This is a genomic window from Bradyrhizobium sp. 186 (genome assembly GCF_023101685.1).
In the GTDB taxonomy this organism is placed as follows: Bacteria; Pseudomonadota; Alphaproteobacteria; order Rhizobiales; family Xanthobacteraceae; genus Bradyrhizobium.
This window is the reverse complement of the sequence record NZ_CP082164.1, coordinates 6,790,174-6,811,268: the sequence shown is the minus strand read 5'-3', so window position 1 is coordinate 6,811,268 and position 21,095 is coordinate 6,790,174. Positions and strand designations below refer to the sequence as shown.

The 21,095-nt window shown below is 64.7% G+C and carries 20 protein-coding genes; 6 read left to right on the top strand and 14 right to left on the bottom strand.

Annotation, left to right across the window (positions count from 1 at the left end):
• Nucleotides 1-422: 422 nt before the first annotated feature.
• The 6 genes from IVB18_RS32930 to IVB18_RS32905 form a co-directional block, all read right to left on the bottom strand.
• Complete coding sequence (locus tag IVB18_RS32930) at nucleotides 423-1,604, bottom strand: IS110 family transposase (RefSeq protein WP_247983422.1); 1,182 nt, start codon at nucleotides 1,602-1,604, stop codon at nucleotides 423-425.
• Nucleotides 1,605-1,875: 271 nt separating this feature from the next.
• Nucleotides 1,876-2,634, bottom strand: coding sequence for an SDR family oxidoreductase (locus tag IVB18_RS32925; RefSeq protein WP_247984484.1), 759 nt, complete (start codon nucleotides 2,632-2,634; stop codon nucleotides 1,876-1,878).
• A gap of 27 nt (nucleotides 2,635-2,661) precedes the next feature.
• Nucleotides 2,662-3,420, bottom strand: coding sequence for a proteasome-type protease (locus tag IVB18_RS32920; RefSeq protein ID WP_247984483.1), 759 nt, complete (start codon nucleotides 3,418-3,420; stop codon nucleotides 2,662-2,664).
• Nucleotides 3,421-3,553: 133 nt separating this feature from the next.
• Nucleotides 3,554-4,396: a transglutaminase family protein gene (locus tag IVB18_RS32915; protein ID WP_247984482.1), complete on the bottom strand. Its 843-nt coding sequence runs from the start codon at nucleotides 4,394-4,396 to the stop codon at nucleotides 3,554-3,556.
• Between the two features lie 100 nt (nucleotides 4,397-4,496).
• On the bottom strand, nucleotides 4,497-5,441 hold the full coding sequence (locus IVB18_RS32910) for an alpha-E domain-containing protein (RefSeq protein WP_247984481.1): 945 nt from the start codon (nucleotides 5,439-5,441) through the stop codon (nucleotides 4,497-4,499).
• A gap of 4 nt (nucleotides 5,442-5,445) precedes the next feature.
• Nucleotides 5,446-6,864: a circularly permuted type 2 ATP-grasp protein gene (locus tag IVB18_RS32905; RefSeq protein ID WP_247984480.1), complete on the bottom strand. Its 1,419-nt coding sequence runs from the start codon at nucleotides 6,862-6,864 to the stop codon at nucleotides 5,446-5,448.
• Nucleotides 6,865-7,088: 224 nt separating this feature from the next.
• On the opposite strand from IVB18_RS32905, the gene IVB18_RS32900 reads away from it, so the two are divergent.
• From IVB18_RS32900 to IVB18_RS32890, 3 genes are all read left to right on the top strand, one after another.
• Nucleotides 7,089-7,826, top strand: coding sequence for a molybdopterin-binding protein (locus IVB18_RS32900; protein ID WP_247984479.1), 738 nt, complete (start codon nucleotides 7,089-7,091; stop codon nucleotides 7,824-7,826).
• Nucleotides 7,827-7,864: 38 nt separating this feature from the next.
• Entirely contained in the window at nucleotides 7,865-8,392 is a 528-nt protein-coding gene (gpt, locus tag IVB18_RS32895; protein WP_247984478.1) for a xanthine phosphoribosyltransferase, read from the top strand.
• 153 nt (nucleotides 8,393-8,545) lie between these two features.
• Nucleotides 8,546-9,163, top strand: a complete 618-nt coding sequence (locus IVB18_RS32890) for a hypothetical protein (protein WP_247984477.1) — start codon at nucleotides 8,546-8,548, stop codon at nucleotides 9,161-9,163.
• Here IVB18_RS32890 and IVB18_RS32885 read toward each other — a convergent pair.
• A complete protein-coding gene (locus tag IVB18_RS32885) occupies nucleotides 9,160-9,393 on the bottom strand; it encodes a hypothetical protein (protein WP_247984476.1) in 234 nt (77 codons plus the stop codon). The two genes, IVB18_RS32890 and IVB18_RS32885, sit on opposite strands and share 4 nt — an antisense overlap.
• On the bottom strand, nucleotides 9,393-10,415 hold the full coding sequence (locus tag IVB18_RS32880; RefSeq protein WP_247984475.1) for a methionine synthase: 1,023 nt from the start codon (nucleotides 10,413-10,415) through the stop codon (nucleotides 9,393-9,395). The genes IVB18_RS32885 and IVB18_RS32880 overlap by 1 nt, the downstream gene beginning before the upstream one ends.
• A gap of 109 nt (nucleotides 10,416-10,524) precedes the next feature.
• On the opposite strand from IVB18_RS32880, the gene IVB18_RS32875 reads away from it, so the two are divergent.
• Genes IVB18_RS32875 through IVB18_RS32865 form a run of 3 tightly spaced genes read left to right on the top strand, consistent with a single transcriptional unit; the run spans nucleotide 10,525 to nucleotide 12,859 of the window.
• Nucleotides 10,525-11,226, top strand: coding sequence for a glutathione binding-like protein (locus IVB18_RS32875; RefSeq protein WP_247984474.1), 702 nt, complete (start codon nucleotides 10,525-10,527; stop codon nucleotides 11,224-11,226).
• 47 nt (nucleotides 11,227-11,273) lie between these two features.
• Nucleotides 11,274-11,882, top strand: a complete 609-nt coding sequence (locus IVB18_RS32870) for a 2-hydroxychromene-2-carboxylate isomerase (RefSeq protein WP_247984473.1) — start codon at nucleotides 11,274-11,276, stop codon at nucleotides 11,880-11,882.
• Complete coding sequence (locus IVB18_RS32865; protein ID WP_247984472.1) at nucleotides 11,882-12,859, top strand: NADPH:quinone oxidoreductase family protein; 978 nt, start codon at nucleotides 11,882-11,884, stop codon at nucleotides 12,857-12,859. The genes IVB18_RS32870 and IVB18_RS32865 overlap by 1 nt, the downstream gene beginning before the upstream one ends.
• A gap of 33 nt (nucleotides 12,860-12,892) precedes the next feature.
• Here the strand turns inward: IVB18_RS32865 and IVB18_RS32860 are convergent, their stop codons facing one another.
• The 6 genes from IVB18_RS32860 to IVB18_RS32835 all read right to left on the bottom strand — a co-directional run bounded on the left by IVB18_RS32860 (nucleotide 12,893) and on the right by IVB18_RS32835 (nucleotide 21,088).
• Nucleotides 12,893-13,783 (bottom strand): crotonase/enoyl-CoA hydratase family protein, encoded by an 891-nt coding sequence (locus IVB18_RS32860; RefSeq protein WP_247984471.1) that lies wholly within the window; start codon nucleotides 13,781-13,783, stop codon nucleotides 12,893-12,895.
• Nucleotides 13,784-13,921: 138 nt separating this feature from the next.
• Complete coding sequence (locus IVB18_RS32855) at nucleotides 13,922-15,343, bottom strand: amidase (protein ID WP_247984470.1); 1,422 nt, start codon at nucleotides 15,341-15,343, stop codon at nucleotides 13,922-13,924.
• Nucleotides 15,336-16,508, bottom strand: a complete 1,173-nt coding sequence (locus IVB18_RS32850) for a M20 aminoacylase family protein (RefSeq protein WP_247984469.1) — start codon at nucleotides 16,506-16,508, stop codon at nucleotides 15,336-15,338. Before IVB18_RS32850 ends, IVB18_RS32855 begins: the two co-directional genes overlap by 8 nt.
• A gap of 61 nt (nucleotides 16,509-16,569) precedes the next feature.
• A complete protein-coding gene (locus tag IVB18_RS32845) occupies nucleotides 16,570-18,075 on the bottom strand; it encodes a M81 family metallopeptidase (RefSeq protein ID WP_247984468.1) in 1,506 nt (501 codons plus the stop codon).
• A gap of 348 nt (nucleotides 18,076-18,423) precedes the next feature.
• Complete coding sequence (locus IVB18_RS32840) at nucleotides 18,424-20,073, bottom strand: ABC transporter ATP-binding protein (protein WP_247984467.1); 1,650 nt, start codon at nucleotides 20,071-20,073, stop codon at nucleotides 18,424-18,426.
• A gap of 127 nt (nucleotides 20,074-20,200) precedes the next feature.
• Nucleotides 20,201-21,088, bottom strand: coding sequence for an ABC transporter permease (locus IVB18_RS32835; RefSeq protein WP_247984466.1), 888 nt, complete (start codon nucleotides 21,086-21,088; stop codon nucleotides 20,201-20,203).
• Nucleotides 21,089-21,095: the final 7 nt, after the last annotated feature.

Here is a 21,095-nt window from a genome sequence, read left to right as displayed (position 1 = left end):
CGCGCGCAGATCAAGTCAAGGCCGGCCTGTTAGGGCCGCCGCGAAGCGGCTTGGCCTTGAGTTGAGCGAGCACGCCATCATGCTTGGTGCGTTGGGCCGATAGGAGCTCCTCGCGTTGGCGGTTCTGTCAGGGCATCTGCCATCCTCGCATTTGCGATCCAAGGGTCGAGCCGGTTCGACGATCTGGGTTGCTTGCCAGATCAAACTCACATTCGGTCGTCGCACAAGGCGACTGCACCACGATTCCGCTTGCGGCGGGCAGGCTCGAGAGGACGAGGCCATTCTTCGTTGCGGCGTTTGAAGCCATGCAATCCATCGGTTCGTCCACCCGGATCTTCCGAGACTGATCGGGCCTCGGCAGATGGGTTATGGTTCTTTCGTTGCGCGCGGGCGGCGAAGCACGCCGCTTGGTGCGGTCCGGATCAGGCGGCGGGCTTCATCACGGCCCCCTCGATGGTCTCGCCCGCGGTGACATACTTCCACAAGGTCACGAGAAGCTTGCGCGCCAGCGCCACGATCGCGCGCTTGCGGCCTTGCGGGCTTCGCTCCTTGAACCAGCGCGTCAGGGCCGACTGCGGCTGGTGACGTATCCACAGCCAGGCGAGCTGGATCATTGTGGTCCGCAGCCTGGGATTGCCGGCCTTCGACACGCCCTGCTCGTGCCGGATGCCTCCGCTTTGCCACGGCGTCGCCGCAAGCCCCGCATAGGCGGCGACCTGGCGGCGGTTGGAGAACTGCCGGTAGAACGCCTCCGACCAGAGCACGGCCGCAAAGTTGGCGCCGAGCCCTTTCAAGGCCAGCAGCATCGCCACCGGATCCGGCGCGACCTTGTCTGCAGCGTTCTTGTCTGCAGGCTTCCGGGCTGCGGCCAGCAGAGCATCTCGCGCGGCCTCGACCGCCTTGATCTGTTCCAGAAGCAGTTCGACCCGATCGAGCTCGCGGCCGATCTGCGCCTTCAAATGCGAAGGCAGCTCCCGCCCGTCGCCCGTGCGCAAGGCCTCAAGCCGCGCCCGCCGATTGCGCCGCAGCGGCACGTAGTCGGATATCCCCTGCGCGAACAGAAGACCCTTGATCCGGTTCACATGCGTGATGCGCTCGGCGATCAGCGTCGCTCGTTCGCGACACAGCCTGCGCCGGTCCTCCTCTTCAGGCGAGGGCGCAACCACCATCGCACAGACCCGCGGCTCGCCGCGCTTGTAGGCCAGAAGCGCCCGCAACAGCGCCTCGCCATCGAGCCTGTCAGTCTTGGCCCGCCGCCGCCGTCGCGACGTCGCAATCGAGGCGGGATCGACCACGTGGCTCTCAATGCCGTTCTGTTGCAGAACACGGTGCAGCCAGAACCCGTCCAGCCCAGCTTCCTGGATCGTGATGATCGGATAGCTCTCGCGGGTCCTGGCCTCCGCCTTGCGCCTGAGTTCCGCAAACAGCTTCATCAGCTCAGCCGTATCGCCGGCCGTGACGCTGTGCCTGGACATCTTCTCGCCCGTACCAGGCGAAAGTGACGTAATCACCCACGTCGAACGGCTCAGTTCCAAAGACACAAAAATTGCGCCAAACTGCGTGCGGATAGCGGTCGGTCCGTCGGAAGGATGATCGAGCAACATCGTCGTCTCCAGGTTGAGGGGGTCAGCAACCTCAGTCTGGCCTCAGACCTGGTCGCTATCCACTCCCCATGGAATCTTCGCTTCGCTAGGAAGAAAGTGGGTAGGTTCTGGGTCAAATTCGACCAGAGATGCTGACCCATTTTCATTCAGTCGGGTCGGCGCCTCGACGCCGGTCCCAACTCGCAATGACGACTGCGGAAATAGCGCAGATGAATCAATGGGGCGCCGCCGCGCGCCTACTGTGCATGGGGTTGTTTTCGCGTTTTTGTAGTTAGCCCCGTCCCACGAACGGCATCTTGCTGGCCATCACCGTCATGGTCAGCACGTTGGCATCGAGCGGCAGGCCGGCCATGTAGGCGACGGCATCGCCGACCGCCTTCGCATCCATGCGTGGCTCCTGCTTCATCGTGCCGTCAGGCTGCATCACGCCGGGGCCGGCGACCATGCGGTCGGTCATGGGCGTCGCCGCATTACCGATGTCGACCTGACCGACAGCGATGTCGTACATGCGGCCGTCGAGGTTGGAGGCCTTGGTCAGGCCCGTGATGGCGTGCTTGGTCGAGGTATAGGCCGCCGAGAACGGCCGCGGCGCGTGCGCGGAGATCGAGCCGTTGTTGATGATGCGGCCGCCGCGCGGGGTCTGGTCCTTCATGATGCGGAAGGCGTGCTGCGTGCACAGGAACGGGCCGGTGAGGTTGGTGTTCACCACCGCCTGCCACTGTTCGAGGCTGAGATCCTCGAAGTTCACCGGCGGCGCGCCCATGCCGGCATTGTTGAAGAGAACGTCGAGCCGGCCATAGGTCTGCGCCACCTTGGCGAACAACGCGGCGATCGAGTCCGGCTTGGTCATGTCGGCGGTGACGCAGAGGCTCTTGCCCGCGGGACCGAGCTTCGCCGTCTCCTCCAGCATGTCGAGCCGCCGGCCAACGAGCACCACGGTGAAGCCGGTGTTCATCAGCGCCAGCGACGCCGCGCGCCCAACTCCGGTGCCGGCGCCCGTCACCACTGCGATCTTTTTCGCTTCACTCATCGTTTCCTGCCTTTTTCTCTTAAGTTGTCAGGTTTTGGATTCTTTTTCGTTCTTGTAGGGCGGCCGCGGGATGTTCTGGTGCGCCGCGCGCAGCGCCGCCGACCAGCGCGAGCGCAAATCGTGGAAATAGGGCTCGCCCGCCTCGATGCGATGGTTGAGATCGGCATCGCAGGCATCGGCGCGCACCACCAGCACGTCGATCGGCAGGCCGACACCGAGATTCGAGCGCATGGTGGAATCCATCGAGATCAGGCCGGTCTTCAGCGCCTCGTAGAGCTCGACGTCGTAATGCATGGCGCGGTCGAGCACCGGCTTGCCGTATTTGTGCTCGCCGATCTGCAAATAGGGCGTGTCGGTGGTGCACTCGATGAAATTGCCGGCGGTATAGACCATGAACAGGCGCATCCGCGCGCCCTTGATCTGGCCGCCGAACAGGAAGGAGACGTCGAACGAGACGTCTTCCGATCTCAGCGCCGGCCCTTCCGTGGCGTGCACGGCGCGGATCGCCTTGCCGATGCGCTGGGCGGCCTGGAACATGGTCGGCGCGTTCATCAGCGTCTCGATGTCGCCGGTGGTGGGGTCTTCCAGGCCCTCGGTGAGCGTGGAGAGCACCGATTGGCTGATAGCGAGGTTGCCGGCGCTGGCGATCGCCATGATGCGGTCGCCGGGCTTGGAGAAGATGTGCAGCTTGCGGAAGGTCGAGACGTTGTCGAGGCCGGCATTGGTGCGGGTGTCGGCGATCATGACGAGCCCGTCCCGAACCAGGATTCCGCAACAATAGGTCATTTCCAGTCCCCGAACGCGTTTACGCGGAATTACTAGCCAATTTCAACGGCCGCTCCAACCCCAATTCCCGGGAGGAGGTGTCATTCCGGGGTGCGACCAACGGGTCCGCGCGAAGCGCGGCCCGGAACGACAGCTAGCTCTGCCGCTGCGATTGCGACTGGCCGCCGCGGCCGGCCTGCTCGACCTTGACCGAGACCGTGAGCGTCTCCGTGCCGCCGCCGTAGCGGGTGCCGCGCACGGGTGCGGCGCCGAGATAGTCCAGCCCGATCGCGACGCGGACATGGGCGTCGGTGGTGCAAATGCTGTTGGCGGGATCGAAGCCGACCCAGCCGAGATCGGGCATGTAAGCCTCCGCCCAGGCATGGCCGGCGTCCTGATGGACGGTGCCGTCGGAGCGCAGGAAATGACCGGAGACGAAGCGCGCCGGCACGCCGCCGCTGCGGGCGCAGGCGATGAAGATGTGCGCATAGTCCTGGCAGACGCCGCGCTTAAGCGTGAACGCCTCGGCCGCCGAGGTGCCGCTGTTGGTCGGGTCCTCGTCGAACGTCATGTGCTCGCTGATCTGCGTCATCAGCGTGTGCAGGAAGCCCAGCGTGTCGCTCTCGGCCTCGCTGCGCAACTGACGCGCGACGGCCGCCATCGCCGGATTGACCTCGGTCAGCTCGGTCGTGCGCAGGAACATGCCTGCCGGAAAGCGCTCGTCGGCGCCGCGCAGCACGCCGCCGGTGTCGTGGGTCTCGATCAGTCCCTCGGCGGTGATCTTGACGTCGCCGACGGGCCCGCAGGACAGCACATGGGTGACGTTGCCGAACGCGTCCTCATGGGTGTCGAGCCTGGTGTCGGTCGAGACGTCGATCTGCCATTCCGCCACGTACTGCCCGTCATGGCTGCCCGGCGTCATGCGCAGGATCTGGATCACGCCGGTGACCGGCGGCTCGTAGCGGTAGGTCGTGGTGTGCAGGATTCGCAGGCGCATGGTGTTTTGATTCCGTCATTCCGGGGCAGTCCGCAGGACCGAGCCCGGAATCTCGAGTTTCCGGGTTCGCCCTTCGGGCGCCCCGGAATGACAGCGTCTATCAGATCAAATACTGCTTCGTGATGATTTCGCCCAGCCTGGAATTGTCCGTGATGAATTCCTGAATGAATTCATGGACGCCATGCTGGAAAATGTCATTCATATTGCTGTGTTCGAGCCGGTTGCGGATGCCGCGGGCGTGGCGCTGGGCCGGGCCCTGGCGGCCATAGGCGACGCCGATCTGGTCGAGATTGCGTACGAGATTGCCGTAGCAGCTTGCAAGCGAGCGCGGCAACGTGTCGTTGAGAATGAGCAAATCAGCGATCAGCCAGGGCTTCAGCGTCTCGCGATAGACCCAGTGATAGGCCGTCAGCGCCGAGACCGAGCGCAGGATCGAGGTCCACTGATAGAAATCGAGTGGGCCGCCGACATGCTCCTCTTCGGGCAGCAGCACGTGATACTTCACGTCGAGAATGCGCGCGGTGTTGTCGGCGCGCTCGAGATGCACGCCCATCCGCGAGAACCAGTAGGCGTCGTTGCGCAGCATGGTCCGGTAGGCTGAACCGTCGAAGCGCAACGAGGTCTCCTGCACGAATCGCAGGAATTTTGCCAGGTCCTCGCGCGTGGAGGTCCCTTTGCTCCAGACCTCCTGCAATTCGATCCAGGCCGAGTTGATGGTGTCCCACATTTCGCTGGTCAGCGCGGTGCGCACCGAGCGCGAGTTCAGCCGCGCCGCCTCGATGCAGTTCCGGATCGATGACGGATTGTTCGCCGAGAACGAGAGGTATTCGACGACGTTGTGCTCGTTGGCTTCCTGATATTGCTGATAGAAGCTCGCGGCGACGCCGGCGGTCAGCAGCGCCGAGTCCCATTCATTGGTCTTGCCGATATAGGCGGCGGGAAGCGCGGTGACGCGCAGCGTCGCATCGATGGTGCGCGCGAGATATTCGGCCCGTTCGACGTAGCGGGCGAGCCAGTAGAGGTTTTCGGCGGTACGCGACAGCATCTCTCTACTCGTCCAGGATCCAGGTGTCTTTGGTGCCGCCGCCCTGGCTCGAATTCACCACCAGGGAGCCTTCCTTCAGAGCCACGCGGGTGAGTCCGCCCGGCACGATGGTGGTGCTCTTGCTGCCGGTGAGCACGAAGGGCCGCAAGTCGACATGGCGCGGTGCGAGGCCACTTGCCGTGCAGGTCGGGCAGGTCGAGAGCGCCAGCGTCGGCTGCGCGATAAAGCCTTCCGGCTCGCGCTTGAGCTTCTCGCGGAAGGCCTCGATCGTCGCTTTCGTCGCGGCGGGTCCGATCAGCATGCCGTAGCCGCCGGAGCCGTGCACTTCCTTCACGACGAGCTCGCCGAGATTGTCCAGCACATAGGCGAGGTCCTTCGGCTCGCGGCAGCGCCAGGTCGGCACGTTCTTCAGGATCGGCTCTTCGCCGAGATAGAATTTCACGATGTCCGGCATGTAGGAGTAGATCGCCTTGTCATCGGCGATGCCGGTGCCGACCGCATTGGCGAGCGTGATGTTGCCGGCCGCATAGGCCGACATCAGCCCGGGAACGCCGAGCACGGAATCGGGGCGGAAGGTGAGGGGATCGATGAAATCGTCGTCGACGCGGCGATAGATCACGTCGACCCGTTTCAGCCCCTCGGTCGTCCGCATGAACACTTCGTTGTTCTTGATGATGAGGTCACGCCCCTCGACGAGCTCGATGCCGAGCTTGTCGGCGAGGAAGGAGTGCTCGTAATAGGCCGAGTTGTAGACGCCGGGCGTGAGCAGGGCCACCGTCGGCTCGCCCGAGGCGCCTTGCGGCGCGACCGAGCGTAAGGCGGAGAGCAGTTCGTCCGGATAGCGCTCCACCGGCGCCACCCTGTGGCGGGCGAACAGGTCCGGAAACAGCCGCATCATGATCTCGCGGTTTTCCAGCATGTAGGACACGCCGGACGGCGTGCGCGCGTTGTCCTCCAGCACGATGAAGTCCTCGGCGTCGACCCGGACGATGTCGATGCCGGCGATGTGCACGTAGACGTCGTGCGGCACCTGCTGGCCGTTCATCTCGGGACGAAACACGGGGTTCTGGAAGATCAGATCGTCGGGCACGATCTCGGCGCGCAGGATGTCGCGGCCGTGATAGATGTCGCGCAGGAACATGTTGAGCGCGCGCACGCGCTGCTTCAGGCCCTTCTCCAGCAGCGCCCATTCCTTGCCGGACATGATCCGCGGGATCACGTCGAACGGAATCAGGCGCTCGGTGGACTCGGTATCGCCATAGACGGCAAAGGTGATGCCGATCCGGCGGAACAGTAGCTCGGCTTCCTGGCGGCGATATTCGAGCGCCTCGGGAGGCGTCTCCTTGAGCCAGCGCGCCAGCTCCTGATAGGCAGGGCGAAGGTCCCCACCGGGAATATTCATTTCATCAAACGCGACTGCCATAGATCCCGACTGTTTTCCGTGGCCATGCGGCAAGATTGCATGACTTCCCTAGATGGTAGCAAGGGCCGGGCCAGCGCGATATGCATGGACTGAGGGCATTTGCCGGGGATGGCCGGAAAGCTGCCTGAAAAAATGGCTGAGGACTGCTTATTTCGGCAGCAAAACCGCGTGACTTCAACGCGTTACCCCGGCAAATTCGGCGCGATAGGCGAGGGACTTAAGGTATGAGCGAGATCGTCACGGCGGGCATTCTGGTCATCGGGGATGAGATCCTGTCCGGCCGGACCAAGGACAAGAATATCGGCTTCATCGCCGAATACCTGACCAATATCGGCATCGACTTGAAGGAGGTCCGGATCGTCTCCGACGACGAGGACGACATCGTCGCCGCCTTGAATGCACTGCGGCAACGCTACACCTACGTCTTCACCACCGGCGGCATCGGGCCGACCCATGACGACATCACCGCCGACAGCGTCGCCAAGGCGTTCGGCGTCGGCATCGACCACCATCCGGAGGTGGTCGCCCGTTTCCGCGAGCGCTGGAGCGAGCAGGACCTCAACGAGGCCCGCCTGCGCATGGCCCGCATTCCCGACGGCGCCGAGCTGATCCAGAGCGCGACCATCCTCGCCCCCGGCTTCAAGATCGGCAATGTCATCGTGATGGCGGGCGTGCCGTCGATCATGCAGGCGATGATGGACATCGTCTCGCCCAAGCTCAAATCCGGCGTGCGCATGCTTTCCGACACGGTCCGGGCCAATGCCAGGGAAGGTGACATCGGCAGCCCGCTGCGGGCGATCGCCGCCGACCACCCCGACACCATCATCGGCAGCTATCCCTTCATGGACGAGGACTCCAAGCCGAACACCAACCTGGTCGTGCGCTCGCGCGACGCCGACAAGCTGGCAGCAGCCATGGCGGCGGTGAAGGAAATGCTGGCGGGATTGGACATCACCCGGTAGCAGGGAAGCTGCCGGACGATGATTGGCAGGAGATGACGATGGGCGGTGAAGCACCGGAACCGAGTGCGCAGGAGCGGGCGGGCAAGGCCTTTCCGGTCTCGTGGGACCAATTCCACCGGGATTGCCGGGCGCTGACCTGGCGGCTCAACGAGGTCGGTCCGTTTCACGCGGTGATCGCGATCACCCGCGGCGGCCTGGTGCCGGCCGCGATCGTGGCGCGCGAGCTTGGCGTGCGCGTCATCGATACGGTCTGTATCGCCAGCTACGACCACACCAAGCAGGGCGACCTTCAGGTCCTCAAGGGCATTTCCGACGCGGCGATGAAGCTCGGCGGCGGCACCGGCAAGGGGCTCCTCATCGTCGATGACCTCGTCGACACCGGCAAGACCGGCAAGCTGGTGCGCGAGATGCTGCCGGACGCGCACTTCGCCACCGTCTACGCCAAGCCAAAGGGACGTCCGCTGGTCGACACCTTCATCACCGAAGTCTCGCAGGACACCTGGATCTTCTTCCCCTGGGACACGGCGCTCACCTACCACCCGCCGCTCCGCGACGGCGCGGCGTAGCTTTTCACTTCGCCCCGCTTGCGGGGAGAGGTCGCGCCAAAGGCGCGGGCGAGGGGGACGCTCCGCGAGTCCCACTGTCACCGAATTTGCCGAAGCAGCCCCTCACCCCAACCCTCTCCCCGTAAGAACGGGGAGAGGGAGAAGAGCCGCGCCATGCCCCTGCAAAACCGCGTCACGCCTACCGGCGATGTCGTCGCCACGCCTCACCGCGGCCTGTTCACCGGCAATCGCGGCATCATCCATGATCCCGCGACCAAGACGCTGCTGAAGAAGCGGTGGTCGTCGCCCGCCTGGATCACCTGCCTGTGCGAATTCCGCGGTTGGCGGCGGCCGGTGATGGCGCGGCGGAGCTGGACGGAGCTGTTCTTTCTCGACGAGGCCACCGCTTTTGCGGCCGGCCACCGGCCCTGCTTCTTCTGTCGCCGCGACGATGCCACGCGTTTTCGTTCTCTATGGCAGGACGGAAATGGTGTGAAGAATATCAGCGCGAAAGCGATCGATGCCGTGCTGCACCGGGAACGGCTCGACCGCGGACGCAAGCGGCTTCACGCATTGCCGATACCACTGGCAGAATTGCCCGATGGCGCGATGGTGCAACAGGGCGAGGAGAGCTTTCTGGTGACGCAAGGCAAGGCGCTGCTGTGGTCACCCGCGGGTTATGCCCCGGATGCGCGCACCCTCGATCGCCCGATGTTGCTGACGCCCCCTTCCACGCTGCGCGCGATCATCGCCGGATATCAGCCTGTGTTGCATCCGACGGCGCGCGGCTAGCGCAGCGGCCGTCCCTGTTCATCCACGGTCGTCCGTGCATCGCGCAGCGCCCATTCGCGGATCACTTGGCGGCAGCGGGTTAGCTCGGCTTCGCCCGCGCGGCCCGTGTCCTTTGAGGCGCGCTCGACCATCGCCTTGCAGTTCAGCAGCACGGAGCGATCTTCCGCGTGCGCTGGAAATGCAATCGCTGCAAGCGCTACGATCACGAGCGCTGATCGGATCGACGCCATCAACCCAGCTTCTCGCGCGCCAGCGCGGCACCGGCGCCGAGCGCCATCAGCTTGGCTTCGGCGATCTCCCGCCGCATCGGCGCCATGCCGCAATTGGTGGTGGCGATGATGTTGCACTTGGGCACGAATTTCGCGACCGCATCGATCACCTTCACGACGTCCTCGGCGGTCTCCACCGTATCGCTGGCGACGTCGATCACGCCGGCCTGCACAATCTTGTTCTTGAGCAGGGCGAGGAGATCGAGCGGCACCTTCGAATTGCGGCACTCGATCGCGACGTGCTGGATCGGGCTGGCATCGATCGCCGGAAAGATCTGCTCATATTGCCGCCACTGCGCGCCGAGCGTCTCCTTCCAGTCGGTGTTGGCCTTGATGCCGTAGCCGTAGCAGATGTGCACGGCGGTGGCGCAGGTCAGGCCTTGCGCCGCGCGCTCCAGCGCCTTGACGCCCCAGTCGTTGACCTCGTCCATGTAGACGTTGAAGGCGGGCTCGTCGAACTGCACGAGGTCGACGCCGTCGGCTTGCAGCGCCTTGGCCTCCTCGTTCAGCAGATCGGCGAAGGCAAAGGCCATCTTGACGCGGTCGCCATAATAGCGGTCGGCAATCGTGTCGATGATGGTCATCGGACCGGGCAGGGTGAATTTCAATTTCTTCTTGGTGTGCATGCGCGCAACGCGTGCCTCGTCGGCATGGACGCGGCCCTTGAGCCGGAGCGGCGCGATCACCTGCGGCACCATCGCCTTGTAGCGGTCTTTGCGGATTCCCATCTCGACCTTGTGGGCGAAGTCGATGCCCTCGATCTTCTCTAGGAAACCGTGCACGAAATGTTGCCGGGCCTGCTCGCCCTCGGTGACGATGTCGATGCCGGCGTCCTCCTGGAGCTTGACCGCGAGCATCGTCGCATCGCGCTTGGCGCGAGCAAGCTCCTCGCCCTTCGACTTCCAGGGCGCCCAGAGCATGTTGGGCTCGGCGAGCCATTCCGGCTTCGGCAAGGAGCCGGCGATCGTGGTTGGAAACAGCATGGCGGCCCTCCCGGCGGGTTGTGTTGCGCCTCTTCCTGCCATGTCTTAACGTCGAGGTACAGAACAACAAAAATCGTCATTCTAGCTGACGATAGCGACAGGGAAGGCGATGATCGATCTCTACTATGCGCCGACGCCGAACGGCTGGAAAATCTCGATCATGCTGGAGGAACTCGGGCTTCCCTATCGGGTGATGCCGGTGAACATCCGCGCCGGTGAGCAGTTTCTTCCGGGATTCCTGGACGTCAGCCCGAACAATCGCATTCCCGCGATCGTCGACCACGCGCCTGCTGACGGCGGCGAACCGTTCTCGGCGTTCGAGACTGGCGCGATCCTGATCTATCTGGCGGAGAAGACCGGCCGCTTCTTGCCCACCGATCTGCGCGGCCGCTCCACCACCATCCAATGGGTGATGTGGCAGATGGCGGGGCTGGGGCCGATGCTCGGCCAGCACGGCCATTTCGCGCTTTATGCGGCGGAGAAGATTCCCTACGCGATTCAGAGGTATCGCGACGAAGCGGCACGGCTCTATGGCGTGCTCGGCCGGCAGTTGGCCAAGACCGGCGCTTATGTCGCCGGTGACTATTCCATCGCGGACATCGCCTGCTTCCCCTGGACCATGACCCACAAGGCGCAGGGCTTTACGCTCGACGACTTTCCGAACGTGAAACGCTGGTACGCGGAGGTGCGTGCACGACCGCAGGTGCAGGCGGGGCTTGCGATCGGCAAGTTCGTGAAGGAGCCATTCGACGAGGAATCACGCAAGATTATGTTTGGCCAGAAGGCTAAGGAGCTGTTGGGAAAGAAATAAGCTGCCGCCACAGGAGAGGGCGAAACAAACACGACAAAGGAAACGCCATGATCGAATTCTTCTTCGACTGCTCCAGCCCCTGGACCTATCTCGCTTTCCACAACATCCAGCCGCTGGCAAAGGAGCTCGGCACCGAGATCATCTGGCGACCGATCCTGGTCGGCGGCATCTTCAACACGGTCAACCCGAGCGTCTATGCGCAGCGTGAGACGCCGGTGCCGTTGAAGGCGCACTACATGAAGAAGGATCTTCAGGATTGGGCGCGCTCGGCGGGCCTTGCGATCAAGATGCCGCCGACGGTGTTTCCGGTGAATAGCGTGAAAGCGATGCGCGGCTGCATCTGGCTCGGCAAAGACATGGTGCCGTTCGCGACCGCGGTATTCGAGACCTATTGGGGCGAGGACAAAGACATCTCGCAAGATGCGGTGCTCGTCGACATCTGCAAGAAGGTCGGCATCGATGAGCAAAAGTTCTTCGCCGGAATCGCGGAGCAGGGGATCAAGGATCAGCTCAAGGCCAACACGGAAGAGGTCGTGGCCCGCGGCGGCTTCGGCTCGCCGACCATCTTCGTGGACAAAGCGGACATGTACTTCGGCAACGACCGCCTGCCGCTGATCCGCGAGGCGCTGCTGCGCCGCAAGGCGAGTGCGGCCTGATGGTGCGGGCAGTTGTCTGCCGCGAACTCGGTGCGCCCGAGACGTTGCGGCTCGAGGAGTTTCCGTCGCGTCGCCTGAAGCCGGGCGAGGTGCGCGTCGCGATCCGCGCGGCCGGCTTGAATTTTCCGGATGTGCTGATGGCAGCAGGTGAGTATCAGCTCAAGCCCGAGCTGCCGTTCACGCCCGGCATGGAGGCCGCGGGTGACGTGACTGAGGTCGGCAAGGAGGTGAGCGGCGTCGCCGTCGGCGACAAAGTCATCGTGAAAATGCGCCACGGCGCTTTCACCGATGAAGCGGTGGTGACGCCCGCGCAGCTTACGCCGATGCCTTCCACCTTCGACTATGCGGAGGCCGCGACCTATCTCGCCGGCCACGGCACCGCCTATCACGCGCTGATCGATCGCGGCAGGGTCGAGCCGGGCGAGGTGTTGCTGGTGCACGGCGCTGGCGGCGGCGTGGGTCTCGCCGCCGTCGAGATCGGCAAGATGCTGGGCGCCACCGTGATCGCGACGGCCTCCAGTGACGAGAAGCTCGCCATCGCCAAGGCGCGCGGCGCCGATCATCTCATACGCTACGATCGCGAACCGTTTCGTGATGCCGTCAAGCGCATCACCGACGGTCGTGGCGCCGACGTCGTGTTCGATCCCGTCGGCGGCGAGGTGTTCGAGAACTCGATGCGCTGCATCGCCTGGGGCGCACGGCTGCTGGTGATCGGCTTCACTGGCGGCATCGGTTCTGCAAAGACCAACCTTCTGCTGATCAAGGGCGCCAGCGTGCTCGGCGTGCGCGCTGGCGAAGCGGTTCGAAGAAATCCCGCACTCGGCGAAGTGCGCCTGAAGGCGTTGCTCGCCTGGGCGGAGGAGGGCAAGCTACGCCCCAACATCTCGCACCGCCTGCCGCTGGAAGAGTATGCGAAAGCGATGCGCTTGTTGATCGAGCGCAAGGCGATCGGGCGCGTGGCGCTGGTGATGGATTGACACTGTCGGCGGAGCAGGAAGCGACGCCTCGCGTCACTTGTACTCCCGCTCCGTCCACCACGGGAAATAGTCCGGCATATCCGTCGACACCTTATTCTTGAACTGCGCGGGACGCTTCTCCAGGAACGACACCACGCCTTCCTTCACATCGTCGGAACGGCCGCGGGCGTAGATGCCGCGGCTGTCGATCTTGTGGGCTTCCATCGGATCGTCCGCGCCCATCATGCGCCACATCATCTGGCGGATCAGCGCCACCGAAACCGGCGCGGTCTTTGCGCAAAATTCCTTGGCGAGCGCACGCGCGGTCGGCAAGAGATCATCCGGCGGCACCACCTTGCTGACGAGGCGGCCGGCCAGAGCTTCCTGCGCCGGAAAGACGCGGCCCGAATAGCACCACTCCAGCGCCTGCGAGATGCCGACGATGCGCGGCAGGAACCAGCTCGAGGCAGCCTCCGGCACGATGCCGCGCTGGGAGAACACGAAGCCGAACCGCGCAGCCTCGGACGCAATGCGGATGTCCATCGCAAGCTGCATGGTGACGCCGATGCCGACCGCTGGGCCGTTCACCGCGGCAATTACCGGCTTCAGGCACTTGAAGATGCGCAGCGTGACCTGGCCGCCGCCGTCGCGTACTTGGGAATCGCTGTAGTCGACCTTGCCGTCGGCGAAACGCTTCACCGGTCCGCGCCGCGCGTCGCGATCAAAAGTGTCGGCGCCGGAGGAGAGGTCGGCGCCCGCACAAAAGCCGCGGCCGGCGCCGGTGACGATGATGGCGCGGACATTGTCGTCCTTGTCGGCGGCGTCGAACGCGTCGATCAGTTCGGCCTGCATCTGCGCGTTGAAGGCGTTGAGCTTGTCGGGCCGGTTCAGCGTGATGGTGAGGATCTGCTCGGCGACCTCGTACTTGATCGTCTCATAAGCCATGTGGTTTTCTTCCCTTCTTGAATTCCGTCTCGAAGAGACGTCATGCATGGCCGCCAGCGTCCGTCTTGCGCGGACTGGGCATGTGGCGGCCGGTATGAGAACGTGGATGGCCGGGACAAGCCCGGCCACGACGGAACGTTATTTGGCCGGCGGGCTCGGCCACGGCCGCTGCGGGCCCCGCAGGCCTTCGAAGGCCTTGGCCATGCCGAGCACGCCGATATCGTCGAAGCGGCGGCCGACGATCTGCACGCCGATGGGAAAGCCCTTGCCATCGAAGCCGCCGTTGATGGAGATCGCCGGGTTCTCCGACATATTCCACGGCACGGTATAGGCAATGTGCTCGAACGGCTTCATGGGATTGTTCGTTGGAGATGCGAACTCCGCCGGATAATTCACGTTCGGCGCCGTCGGCGAGATCACATAGTCGAGCTCGCAGAACAGCTTTGCCGCCGCGGCGCGGATTGCCATGGTCTGGTTGAAGCCGCTGATGACGTCGACGCCCGAGAGCCTCGCACCGGACTCGCCCCATTTGAAGATATAGGGCAGCACCTTGGCCTGCTCGGTGGGCGTCAGCTTCGACAGATCGTCCCACATCCGCGCGCGCCAGAAATTATCGAGCCCATCGAGCATTTCGCGCGTGAGGATGCCGTCGACTTCGGTGATGACCGCGCCGGCGGATTCGAACGCTTTCGCGGCCTTCACCGCGACCTCGCGGACCGGCTGCTCCAGCGGCTGGCCGACGCCGGGATCGAGCATCAGGCCGATACGCAGTTTGCGCGGAGACTTCTCCAGTGCCTTCCAGTTGAGAGGGTCGGCGGGCAGGCTCATGCCATCACGCCGGTCGGCCTTGGCAATCACGCTCATCATCAGCGCGCAATCGTCGACCGTGCGGGTCATGGGTCCGGCGACGCGGCCCACATAGGCCGGATCGATCGGCACGCGGCCAAAACTCGGCTTCAATCCGACCAGGCCGCACCAGCCTGCGGGCAGGCGCACGGAGCCGCCGATATCGGTGCCGAGATGCAAGGGACCATAGCCGGCCGCCGCAGCGGCGCCCGCACCTGCGCTGGAGCCGCCGGGGTTCTTGGAGAGGTCCCACGGATTGCGCGCGAGCGCGTGGAAGCTTGAGAGCCCCGAAGACAGCATGCCGTAATCGGGCATGGTGGTCTTGGTGAAGATGATCGCGCCGGCCTCGCGCAGGCGCGCAGCGGGCGGCGCGTCCCTCTCGGCCGGCACCAGCTTTACGCTCGCCGCGCCCAGCGGCACCGGTACGCCCTTGGTCGCGATGTTGTCCTTCACCGTCACCGGCACGCCGTCGAGCGGGCCGGACGGCTCACCGCCGGTCCAGCGCGCGGTCGAGGCCTTTGCGGCCTCGCGCGCGCCGTCGGGATCGAACGCATAGAGCGCCTTGAGATGCGGCTCCCACGCAGCGACGTGCTCGAGCACGTCCTCCAGCACCTCGCTCGGCGAGAACTGTTTTGCGCGATAGCCTACGATCAGATCGACCGCGGAGAGATCGTGCAGCGGGGTGACCGCCTCTTCGACGCTCTTTTTATGCATGAGCACCCACCGGCATACGCGTCTCGATGATACGCGCGAACATGCTGGCGCCGATCGGCAGGATCTTGTCGTCGAGCACATAGCCGGGATTGTGCACGGGGACCGAGCCGTCATGGCCGACCCAGAAATAGGCGCCGGGAATGGTCTGGAGCATATCGGCAAAATCCTCGCTGCCCATCTTCGGCTGGGTGCGGGTGATCACCTTGGCGGGATCGACGACGGTGCGTGCGACCGCCTCGACCACCTTGGACTGCTCGACCTGGTTGACCAGCACGCCAAAGGTGTCGCGGATGTCGGCCTCGATCTCGCACTGGAAGGCGGCCGCGACGCCGGCGCAGATCGTGCGCATGCGGTCGCGGATCAGCGCGCGGACCTCGTCCGAGAAGGCGCGGATGGTGCCGCAGAGATGCGCCTCACCGGGAATGACGTTGTAGGCCGAACCGGCATGGATCTGGGTGATCGAGATGACGGCGGACTGCAGCGGCTCGACGTTGCGGCTGACGATGGTCTGGATCGCCTGCGCCAGCGTGGTCGCGATCACCACCGCATCCTTCGAACGCTCCGGCATCGCGCCGTGCGCGCCATAGCCGGTGATACGGAGATCGAAGAAGTCGGCGCCGGCCATCGCCGGGCCGGGCAGGATCGCGATCTCGCCGAGATTGAGGTCGGGCGCGTTGTGCAGGCCGTAGAGCTCGTCGCACGGAAACTTCTCGAACAGCCCGTCCTTGATCATCGCACGCGCGCCGCCGAGGCCTTCCTCGGCCGGCTGGAAGATCAGGTGCACGGTGCCATCGAAATTCTTCGTCTCGGCGAGATAGCGCGCGGTGCCGAGCAGCATGGTGGTGTGGCCGTCATGGCCGCAGCCGTGGAAGCGGCCGGGGATGGTCGAACGCCATCGCAGGTTGGTGTTCTCCTCCATCGGCAGGGCGTCCATGTCGGCGCGAAGCCCGATGCGCTTGCCGCTCGAACCCTTGCCCTTGATGACGCCGATCACGCCGGTGCCGCCGAGACCGCGATGCACCTCGATGCCCCAGCTCTTCAGCTTGTCGGCGACGATGCCGGAGGTGCGGACCTCCTCGAAGCCGATCTCCGGATGAGCGTGGATGTCGCGGCGAATGGCGGTGAGTTCGTCGGCGTAGCCGTCGATGCGGTCGATCGTGGGCATATGTTCTGTCCGGTTAGCGTGACTTGGGATTAGCGTGACTTGGGATTAGCGGGACTTGGCATTAGCGGGACTTGGGAGTGAAAACGGGGCCGTTCGGCTTGATGCGGATGCCGGGACGCAGGCGCGTCCAGGGCAGCGAGGCGGTATCAGCCGGCATCGCGCCGGGCGCGGCGCAGATCAGGAGCTTTGCCGCGATCGGCTCGAAGTCGGCGCGGAAGTGCACCGAGCTCTTGTTGACCAGGATCTTTTGCGCGGTCGGCTCGATGCCGACGTAGCGGTACATCGCCTGGTCGGCGAGCTGCGCCTTGTGCGAGGAGACGACGACGCGGACGTCGCCGATGCGAAGGCAGGCGGAAAGACCCATCTCCATCTCGCGGCCGCCATAATAGGGGCCGGGTGCGATGAAGCGGCCGTCGGACAGCTTTTCGACGACGAAGGTCTCGGTGTAGGGCTCGTCGCCGGGAATGCCGGACTTGCCGCCGAGCGACAGCGTTACGGTGGCACCGACGCCGGCTGCATGCGCCGCCTTCGCCGATTCCGGATCGTAGATCGCACCGGTCGCGGCACTCGCCCTGTTGCGCACCAGCGCGCGCAGCATCCCGGTGGTATCGGAATCGCCGCCGGCACCGGGATTGTCCTGGGTGTCGGCGATGATAATCGGCTTGCTCGCGCTATTCGCCAGTTCCATCGCATGACGCACGCCCTCGTCGGGCGACCAGATCTTGCCGTCGAAATCGTCCTCGTGGCTTTCGATCAGCTTGACGATCGCATCCGCCGCACGGTCGGCATCCGCTTGCGTCTTGCCATAGGCGAACACGCTCGGCCCGCAGTCGCGGAAGTCGGCGGCGGGGAAGCCCGGCGCGAATGACAGCGTTGGAACCGCGTCGCTCTCCAGCGCGGCCAGCTTCTCATAGATGCCCTTGGTCGGCTGGTCGTTGGTGCACTGCCAGCTGATCGGGATCAGGAACGGCAATTGCCAAAACGATTTTGCGAAGCGCTGCTTCGTGTTCAGAAGCAGTGCGAGATGCTTTGCGGAGGCGCGGCCAGTCTCGGCCATGTCGACATGCGGATAGGTGCGGTAGGCGATCAGCGCGTCCGCATGTTCCATCATCTCCGGCGTGACATTGGCGTGGAGGTCGAGGCTTGCGACCAGCGGAACATCCCAGCCTATGACGCGGCGCACGCGCGCCAGAATCTCGCCTTCGCCGTCGTCGAGATGCTCGGTCACCATTGCGCCGTGCAGGTCGAGATAGACCGCATCGAGAGGCCCCGCAGCGGCGATGCCGTCGACCATCACCTTGACGATGCGCTCGAAGGCGTCCCTGGTGACATGCGCCGACGGGCTTGCACCACAGGCGATGGTCGGAATGAGTTCCCAGCCATTGGCTTCCGCGCTCTCGACGAAACCGGCGAGGCCGACATTGATGCGCCGCATCACCTTCAGCACGTCGGCGCCTTCCGTCATCGCCGGCCAGCCGCCGCCATGCTGAAAATCCCCGAACGTCGCCTTCGTCGGCGCGAATGTGTTGGTCTCGTGCAGAAAGCCGCCGACGGCGATGCGTGTCATTCAATTCAGTCCAGGCGATTGAAAGTGCGCGACGTTAGCCTTCGACGTTAGCCTTGGCCTTGCGGCGAGAGCAAGCCGGGAAGCAATTCGAAAGCGCATGGGGTCAAGCTGTTTTGGGAATGCTGCGGATGCGATGGGTGTTGTGGGTGTACCTGCTAACCACACTCTCGGCGTCGTCCCGGCGAAGGCCGGGACCCATAGCCACAGGGAGCAGTTTTGCGACGACTGGTCGCCCGGGACTCGCGCCATGCGCAATCGATAGATTCCGCGGTATTGGTCCCGGCCTTCGCCGGGACGACAGTGGGGAGGCAGGGCGCCTCCACACTCCCACCATCGCGCGCGACGATGTCAGGCGCTCGCCGCCACGCCCTCCGCCACTGGCCGGAAATTCGCGAAATCCCAGCCGCGGCCCGGCGCTGCCTCGAGTAGCGCCCTGGTGTAGGCCTCCTTCGGATGCGTCAGCACTTCGGCCGCAGGGCCCTGTTCGACGACGCGGCCGTGCTGCATCACCACCACCTCGTCGCAGATCTGGGCTGCGACGCGCAGATCGTGGGTGATGAACAGGATCGCGATGCCGAGCCGCTTCTGGATCTCGTCGAAGAGTTCCAGCACCTGCGCCTGCACGGAGACGTCGAGCGCGGAGACGGCTTCGTCGGCGACCAGCACGTCCGGATCGAGCGCGAGCGCGCGCGCAATGGCGATGCGCTGGCGCTGGCCGCCGGAGAACTGGTGCGGATAGCGCGACACCGCATCGGCCGGCAGGCCGACCAGCTCGAGCAGTTCACGGGCGCGTTTGAGCGCGTCGGTATGCGACACGCCGTAATTGATGGGACCTTCAGCGATGCTCTCGCCGACGGTGACGCGCGGGTTGAGCGAGCGGTAGGGATCCTGGAACACGATCTGGATCTTTTGCCGGTGTGGCTGCAGCAGCCGCCGCGAGATGTCGGAGATCTCGCGGCCGGAAAGGCGTATGCCTCCGGAGGTCGGATCGATCAGGCGGACGATGCAGCGCGCCACGGTCGATTTGCCCGAGCCGCTTTCGCCGACGATGCCGAGCGTGCGGCCCTTGCGCAGCGTCAGCGTAACCTTGTCGGCGGCGACGACCTCGCGGCCTTTGCCGAAGAACGAGCGCTCGCGATAGACCTTGCCGAGCTCGTTGGCTTCCAGCACCACCGGTTCCTTGGTCTCGGGTCGGGCCGCGCGCGGCACCAGGCTCGGCACCGCGGCGAGCAGGTTGCGGGTGTATTCCATGGTCGGATTGCGCAGGATGGAATCGAGCGTGCCGGTCTCGACCAAGCGGCCCTGCCGCATCACCGCGACGCGATCGGCGATCTCGGCGACCACGCCCATGTCGTGGGTGATGAACAGTACGGCCGTACCGTGATCGCGCTGAAGGTCGCGGATCAGCGTCAAAATCTGCTTCTGCGTGGTGACGTCGAGCGCGGTGGTGGGCTCGTCGGCGATCAGAAGCTTCGGCTCCAGCACCAGCGCCATCGCGATCATGATGCGTTGGCGCTGGCCGCCGGAGAGGCGGTGCGGGTAGGAGGCGAAGATACGCTCGACCTGTGGCAGCCGCACCTGCTCCATCATGTCGAGGATGCGCTTCTTCCGCGCTTTCGCGTCGAGATCCGTATGGGCGCGCAGGACTTCGTCGATCTGGCGGCCGACCGGCACCACCGGATTGAGCGCGGTCATCGGCTCCTGGAAAATCATCGCCATCTGCGTGGCGCGCAGCTGCCGCAGGCGGCGGTCGGTCGCGGTGAGCAGCTCCTCGCCGACCAGCTTGACGCTGCCGCCGGTCGGAACCAGCGTGCCCTTCGGCAACAGGCCCATCGTGGTGAGCGAGGTCACCGACTTGCCCGAGCCGCTTTCGCCGACGAGACACAGCGTCTCGCGCTCGCGGACCTGGATCGAGATGCCGTCGATGATGTTCGCACCCTTCGGCTTCTTGCCGATGGAAACGACGAGGTTGTTGATGTCGAGAACGGTGTTGGTCATGCAATGTCTCCACCGTCGTTCCGGGGCGCGCGCAAGCGCGAACCCGGAACCTCGAGATTCTCAGGTGCGGAAGCCCGCACCTTAGTTAGGTGCTTCGCACCGCCCCGGAATGACGGAATGAATGATTTCACTTCCCCTCCCGCTGCTTCATGCGGGGATCGAGTGCGTCGCGGGCGGCGTCGCCGATCAGGTTGATGCTGAGGATGGCGATCGACAGCAACAGGCCCGGCCAGAAGATCAGCGTCGGCTTGAGCTGGAAGTACTGGCGGCCCTCGGCCATGATGTTGCCCCAGGTCGGCGTCTCCGGTGAGATGCCGGCGCCGAGGAAGGAGAGGATGGCCTCGGTGAGGATCGCCGAGGCGCAGACGTAACTGCCCTGCACGATCAGAGGTGCGATGGTGTTCGGCATCAAATGCCGCCACATGATCTTCGGCAGGGATGAGCCGACCGAGATCGCCGCCTCAACATAGGGCTCCTCGCGCGCCGACAGCACGACCGAGCGCACCAGGCGTGCCACGCGCGGAACTTCGGGGATCGTGATCGCGATCAGCACGGTCCAGAGGCTGGCGCCAGACAGCGACACCACGGCGATCGCCAGCAGGATGCTCGGCATCGCCATCAGGCCATCCATGATGCGCATCATGACGGAATCGACCAATTTGAAGAAGCCGGAGACGAGGCCGATCGCCAGGCCAATGACGATCGACATGATCGCCGAGCCGATGCCGATCAGCAGCGAGACGCGGCCACCATAGATGACGCGCGACAGCAGGTCGCGGCCATAGGCGTCGGTGCCGAGCAGGAATTGCGCGGAGGAGGGCTTCAACCGCTGCGAAGGCGCGAGCTGGATCGGGTCATGCGGCGCGATCAGCGGCGCCAGGATCGAGACCAGCACGATCAGCGTGAGGCAGACCGTTGCCGCCGCAATGATCGGCGTCGAGGTGAGGAATCCGAAGCGCGGCCGCAGCGGCGACGTGATCGGAATGGACGACTGGGGAAGGGTATCGACCGACATTTTTGTC

Excerpts from the sequence above, each read along its gene's own strand:
- IVB18_RS32930 (WP_247983422.1), bottom strand. The coding sequence starts at position 1,604 with ATGTTGCTCGATCATCCTTCCGACGGACCGACCGCTATCCGCACGCAG.
- IVB18_RS32925 (WP_247984484.1), bottom strand. The coding sequence starts at position 2,634 with ATGAGTGAAGCGAAAAAGATCGCAGTGGTGACGGGCGCCGGCACCGGA.
- IVB18_RS32920 (WP_247984483.1), bottom strand. The coding sequence starts at position 3,420 with ATGACCTATTGTTGCGGAATCCTGGTTCGGGACGGGCTCGTCATGATC.
- IVB18_RS32915 (WP_247984482.1), bottom strand. The coding sequence starts at position 4,396 with ATGCGCCTGCGAATCCTGCACACCACGACCTACCGCTACGAGCCGCCG.
- IVB18_RS32910 (WP_247984481.1), bottom strand. The coding sequence starts at position 5,441 with ATGCTGTCGCGTACCGCCGAAAACCTCTACTGGCTCGCCCGCTACGTC.
- IVB18_RS32905 (WP_247984480.1), bottom strand. The coding sequence starts at position 6,864 with ATGGCAGTCGCGTTTGATGAAATGAATATTCCCGGTGGGGACCTTCGC.
- IVB18_RS32900 (WP_247984479.1), top strand. The coding sequence starts at position 7,089 with ATGAGCGAGATCGTCACGGCGGGCATTCTGGTCATCGGGGATGAGATC.
- gpt (WP_247984478.1), top strand. The coding sequence starts at position 7,865 with ATGGGCGGTGAAGCACCGGAACCGAGTGCGCAGGAGCGGGCGGGCAAG.
- IVB18_RS32890 (WP_247984477.1), top strand. The coding sequence starts at position 8,546 with ATGCCCCTGCAAAACCGCGTCACGCCTACCGGCGATGTCGTCGCCACG.
- IVB18_RS32885 (WP_247984476.1), bottom strand. The coding sequence starts at position 9,393 with ATGGCGTCGATCCGATCAGCGCTCGTGATCGTAGCGCTTGCAGCGATT.
- IVB18_RS32880 (WP_247984475.1), bottom strand. The coding sequence starts at position 10,415 with ATGCTGTTTCCAACCACGATCGCCGGCTCCTTGCCGAAGCCGGAATGG.
- IVB18_RS32875 (WP_247984474.1), top strand. The coding sequence starts at position 10,525 with ATGATCGATCTCTACTATGCGCCGACGCCGAACGGCTGGAAAATCTCG.
- IVB18_RS32870 (WP_247984473.1), top strand. The coding sequence starts at position 11,274 with ATGATCGAATTCTTCTTCGACTGCTCCAGCCCCTGGACCTATCTCGCT.
- IVB18_RS32865 (WP_247984472.1), top strand. The coding sequence starts at position 11,882 with ATGGTGCGGGCAGTTGTCTGCCGCGAACTCGGTGCGCCCGAGACGTTG.
- IVB18_RS32860 (WP_247984471.1), bottom strand. The coding sequence starts at position 13,783 with ATGGCTTATGAGACGATCAAGTACGAGGTCGCCGAGCAGATCCTCACC.
- IVB18_RS32855 (WP_247984470.1), bottom strand. The coding sequence starts at position 15,343 with ATGCATAAAAAGAGCGTCGAAGAGGCGGTCACCCCGCTGCACGATCTC.
- IVB18_RS32850 (WP_247984469.1), bottom strand. The coding sequence starts at position 16,508 with ATGCCCACGATCGACCGCATCGACGGCTACGCCGACGAACTCACCGCC.
- IVB18_RS32845 (WP_247984468.1), bottom strand. The coding sequence starts at position 18,075 with ATGACACGCATCGCCGTCGGCGGCTTTCTGCACGAGACCAACACATTC.
- IVB18_RS32840 (WP_247984467.1), bottom strand. The coding sequence starts at position 20,073 with ATGACCAACACCGTTCTCGACATCAACAACCTCGTCGTTTCCATCGGC.
- IVB18_RS32835 (WP_247984466.1), bottom strand. The coding sequence starts at position 21,088 with ATGTCGGTCGATACCCTTCCCCAGTCGTCCATTCCGATCACGTCGCCG.